This is a genomic window from Caballeronia terrestris (assembly GCF_001544515.1).
GTDB lineage: Bacteria > Pseudomonadota > Gammaproteobacteria > Burkholderiales > Burkholderiaceae > Caballeronia > Caballeronia terrestris.
The window spans coordinates 1-4,785 of sequence record NZ_FCOL02000168.1; the positions used below are offsets into that span (position 1 = coordinate 1).

Consider the following 4,785-nt stretch of genomic DNA (forward strand, 5'->3'; position numbering starts at 1 on the left):
TCGTCGGCACGTTCAATGAGCATGTGATCGAGGCTGCGTCCCACTGCGCCGCGTCGCGTTCAACCGAATGTCTGCTGATCGGCGGTCGCGGGGCCCCATTCGCCGCCGAGCGCGAACTGACGATTGGCTGGGCCGCACCGATGGTCGCCCACGCCGACGAAGTCCCGGCGCTCGCCGATCGCATCATCGGGGTCCTTTACGAGCGTCTGAACGCGGGACAGGCGACGCAGGCGATGGTGCTGCACGCAGTACCCAATCCGTCAGAGACGATCGAGGTCGTGCAGCGTGTGCTGTGGCCGTTCGACTTCAGGCGCTTCAGGCAACCGGTTCATGCCAATCCGCCGCTCGTCACGCTGCCGCCACGACGACTGCTGGCCTTGCTCGCCGAGGAATACATCTACGCGCAGTTGTGCGAGGCCATCATGCTGTCCTTCGCCGCGGAGAACGAGGCGCGCATGCACGCGATGATCGCAGCGCGCACCAACGTTCATAACACGCTCGATGGGCTGATCGGAGATTCTCGCCGTCTAAGGCAGGAGGAGATTACTTCGGAGATCGTGGAACTGTCGTCGGTCGGCCTTGCAGCCGGGGCGGTCCGGCGCAAGCGAAAGCCGGGAGCGGAGACCGGCCGATCCTTCACAAAGTAGATCGCCGGTCTCGCTGCGGTGCTCGTGGGCGGTCGTGCTCGATCCGGTGACACGTCTCTTGTCGGGGCTGAGCGCAACAATCCAGACAAACTGAACGCTGTCGCCGGCGGCAATGGTATTCGACTCCGCGTCAAGCACCGTATAAATCGTCAGAGCCGCCGCTCTTGCGAATGCCCGCACGCGAAGCGTGTCATGCGCTCGGCCGAGTACTGCCGGCGTTGCGTTGCAGTCGTGCTTATACCAATCCGACTCTGGTCTCGAGCCTCAGAGTCGTTCGAACACCGCGGCGATCCCTTGGCCGCCGCCGATGCACATCGTCACAAGCGCGTAGCGGCCGCCGATGCGCTGCAATTCGTAGACCGCCTTGGTGGCGAGAAAGGCACCTGAGCAGCCGATCGGATGACCCAGCGCAATCGCACCGCCGTTCGGGTTGGTCTTTTCCATGTCGAGTTCGAGCGCGCGCGCCACCGCGATGGCCTGCGCCGCGAACGCCTCGTTGCTCTCGATCACGTCCATTTGGTCAAGCGTAAGCCCGCCCTTCTTGAGCGCCAGCTTTGTCGCGGGAATCGGGCCTTCACCCATGATTTCGTTGGGCACACCGGCTACCGCGTAGGAGACCAGTCGTGCGATCGGCTTGTAGCCGGCCGCTGCTGCCACTGCTGAGTCGGCCAGCACGAAGAAGGCCGCGCCGTCGTTTATGCCTGAAGCGTTGCCGGCGGTCACCGAGCCGTCCTTCTTGAACGCCGGCTTCATCTTGGCTAGCGTCTCCATTGTCCTGTTTGGCTTCACGTGTTCATCGGTGTCGAATATCACCTCGCCCTTTTTCGTCTGCTTGACGATCGGAACGATTTGCGATTTGAAGCGTCCTTCGGCGATCGCCCGCGCTGCTCGACGATGCGATTCCACGGCCAGCGCATCCTGCTGCTCGCGCGTGATGCCCCATTTCGCGACCAGATTCTCGGCCGTGATTCCCATGTGACCTACACCGAACGGGTCGGTCAACGTGGCGACCATGGTGTCGATCAGCTTGGTGTCGCCCATGCGTGCGCCGCCGCGCATCGTGGTGGATAGATAGCCGCCGCGGCTCATCACCTCGACCCCGCCGCCGACGCCATAGTCGCAGTCGCCGAGCAAAATATTCTGAGCCGTCGTCACAATGCCCTGAAGGCCCGACGAGCATAGGCGATTCACCGACATCGCCACTGAATCCATAGGCAGCCCTGCCTGAATGGCCGCAACGCGCGCCACGTAGGCGAAGCGGCTATCCGTGGGGATCGTGTTGCCTACCGTTACATAATTGATCGCTGTCGGGTCAACGCCGGAGCGCGTGACCGCCTCCTTCATCACGGTGCCGGCCAGTTCCGCCGGTTCAATGTCCGCGAGAGACCCGCCAAACGTTCCGATCGCCGACCGGGCTGCGCCTAGAACCACTACGTCACGCATGCTCATGATTACTCTCCTTGCGATTTGAATTGTCAAAGCCTGGTGCCTTTGGCTCGCAAAATAGACGAAGCGGATCAGGATTAGTAAGCGCTATCGGGAGGGGCAATGCGGATTACTGTCCAGGCATCACATCGCCCGGCGGCTTCTTCACGGTGTTCTTTACGATACGCCTCTACGCGCGTGGACGCGGTACGATAGCGTACAGAACGCGCGCCAACAAAAATCCTGTGTGCATTGCAATGCATTTTCAACTCTTTCACCTTTTATTCGGCATTTTGACGGATGGCCGACATAAACCCGACGGCGGGCACCTGAGGATCGGACTCGTTGGGGTGGACGCAAGGGGTGACGTCAGCAGCGTCCATTGAAACCGTGGTCATTGCACGGTGACATTTGTAGCACCTTCCACAGTAGTCGAGAGGCCGTATGTTACCCGCTTACATATCCCATCCCGATTGCGTCAAACATGAAATGGGAGGCATGCACCCCGAGTCGCCAGACCGTATCGGGGCCATCCACGATATGTTGTTGATCAAGGGGCTGCTCGATTGCATGCAAACTTACGAAGCGCCGCTGGCAACGGAACAACAGCTTGCCCAGGCGCATTCGATGTCGTACATCCATTCCATCGCAAGCATGGCGCCGACAGAGGGTTACGCGCACGTCGATCCCGACACCAATATGAATCCCTACACCTATCAGGCGGCATTGCGTGCTGCCGGGGCAGCGGTACTGGCGACCGACCTGGTGATCGCGGGCAAAGCCTGCCCGGCTTTTTGCAACGTGCGGCCGCCGGGACATCACGCGGAATATGCAGCCGCAGGAGGATTCTGTTTTTTCAACAACGTCGCGGTAGGCATCCGGCATGCGCTGAACGTGCATGGGCTCACGCGCGTGGCACTGGTCGATTTCGACGTTCATCACGGCAACGGCAGCGAAGATATCTTTCACGCCGACGAACGCGTATTGATGTGCTCGATCTTTGAGGACAAAGTTTACCCGTTCTCCGGCAATCAGCCACGCGGCCGGAATATGGTGAACGTGCCCCTGCCAAGCCGTTCCGGAGGTGACGCGTTCCGGGCTGCGGTGACCGACAAGTGGCTTCCGGCTCTGGAGGCATTCAAGCCAGAGATGATTTTCATCTCCGCTGGTTTCGACGGCCATCGCGAAGATGACATGGGCAACCTCGGCCTGGTCGAGGCGGACTATGCCTGGGTCACGCAGCGAATAATCGGAGTCGCGCGGCACTACGCCGACGGGCGCATCGTGTCCTGTCTGGAAGGCGGCTATGATCTGTCATCGCTGGCACGCAGCGTTGCGGCACACGTGAAAGCGCTCATTGGTGTGGATTGCTGACGCGCCTGCTGTTGATCAACGGAAAACAGCGTCTGTACCGGATTATTCGCAGCGGTCGGAACACGGTCGTCCGGCGCACAATCAGATTACGTATCCGCTGAATCGCGCCCTTTCTCCCGAGCTTGCTCTTCTTGCCAAAGCCTATGGACAAGCACTACCTGACGCCCCTGTTCTCGCCTGGCTCGATCGTGGTCTTTGCAGGCAAAGCCGATGATCCTGATGGTCAGAGCAATCACGGTCGCAGCATAAGCGTCCAGATACGGGAGAGCGGTTTTGCCGGACCGGTGACTTTTCTCGACGTGGGCATGAGTGGCACGCTCGGTGATCTGGCGCACCTGCGCGTCGATCTGGCGGTCATCGCACTGCCTGACGACCGGCTGCTTTCCGCACTCGAAGTCGCCGGACGTATTCAGTGTCGGGCCGCAGTCATCGTTTCATCCGGTATCGATCAGGCGCATGCCAAGGACCTGCACGCCATCGCGCGCAAACATGGTATCCATCTGCTGGGGCCAAACTGCCTTGGCTATCAGCGTCCCCGTCTGAAGCTCAACGTCAGCGTGGCCGGGTCGCTGGCGCGCCAGGGGTCGCTGGCGTTGATATCGCAATCCGGCGCCCTGACCACCTCGATACTCGACTGGGCCAGCAAGAATGCGGTGGGGTTTTCGACGGTCGTGTCGCTGGGGCCGCATACCGGAGTCGACCTCGCACAGACGCTGGATTTCCTCGCAACCGATCCCGCGACCGAAAGCATTGTCATCTACATGGAAGGCATTACCAATGCTCGCTGCTTCATCAGCGCCTTGCGGGCGGCCGCCAACACCAAGCCGGTAGTGGTGCTCAAGGCGGGCCGCAAAGCAGCCGGATCGCAGGCAGCGCTCACCCATTCCGGCAACATCGTAGGCAGTGACGAAGTGTTCGACGCAGCCCTGCGCCGGGCCGGTGCAGTACGGGTCAAATCATTCGCCCAGTTGTTTTCCGCAGCCAAATGCTTGGCCTCGCGCTATCGGCCGGTCGGTTCACGTCTGGCGGTCGTGACCAACGGCGGCGGACCCGGCGTACTGGCCGTTGACTGGCTTACTGATCTGGGCCTGGAACTGGCGCGCCTTTCACCGGGCGCCGTGACGGAATTGGCTCCACAGTTACCGAAACTGGCGACGCTGACGCACCTGATCGATCTCTCGGAAGAGGCCAATCCGCAGCATTACCGCGCGGCCATAGCGGCCTGTTCCAGCGATGCCGAAGTTGACGGCATACTTGTCATCTACTCTCCCAAGCTGGATCTCGACCCGACCGAGGTGGCAAAAGCGCTGACCCTAGTGAATGCCGGCCTGGGCAAACC

Annotated in this window: 4 protein-coding genes; 3 read left to right on the forward strand and 1 reads right to left on the reverse strand. The window is 61.0% G+C overall.

Annotation, left to right across the window (positions count from 1 at the left end):
- Nucleotides 1-647, forward strand: a 647-nt coding sequence (locus AWB67_RS34505; RefSeq protein WP_125477815.1) for a F0F1 ATP synthase subunit gamma, incomplete at its 5' end; no start/stop codon positions are given.
- 264 nt (nt 648-911) lie between these two features.
- Here the strand turns inward: AWB67_RS34505 and AWB67_RS34510 are convergent.
- Complete coding sequence (locus AWB67_RS34510) at nt 912-2,096, reverse strand: acetyl-CoA C-acyltransferase family protein (RefSeq protein WP_087660434.1); 1,185 nt, start codon at nt 2,094-2,096, stop codon at nt 912-914.
- Between the two features lie 420 nt (nt 2,097-2,516).
- On the opposite strand from AWB67_RS34510, the gene AWB67_RS34515 reads away from it, so the two are divergent.
- Together AWB67_RS34515 and AWB67_RS34520 are read left to right on the forward strand one after the other, a co-directional pair.
- Nucleotides 2,517-3,446 (forward strand): histone deacetylase family protein, encoded by a 930-nt coding sequence (locus tag AWB67_RS34515; protein ID WP_087660435.1) that lies wholly within the window; start codon nt 2,517-2,519, stop codon nt 3,444-3,446.
- Between the two features lie 143 nt (nt 3,447-3,589).
- The coding region (locus AWB67_RS34520) for a CoA-binding protein (protein WP_200822392.1) at nt 3,590-4,785 on the forward strand (1,196 nt) is incomplete at its 3' end.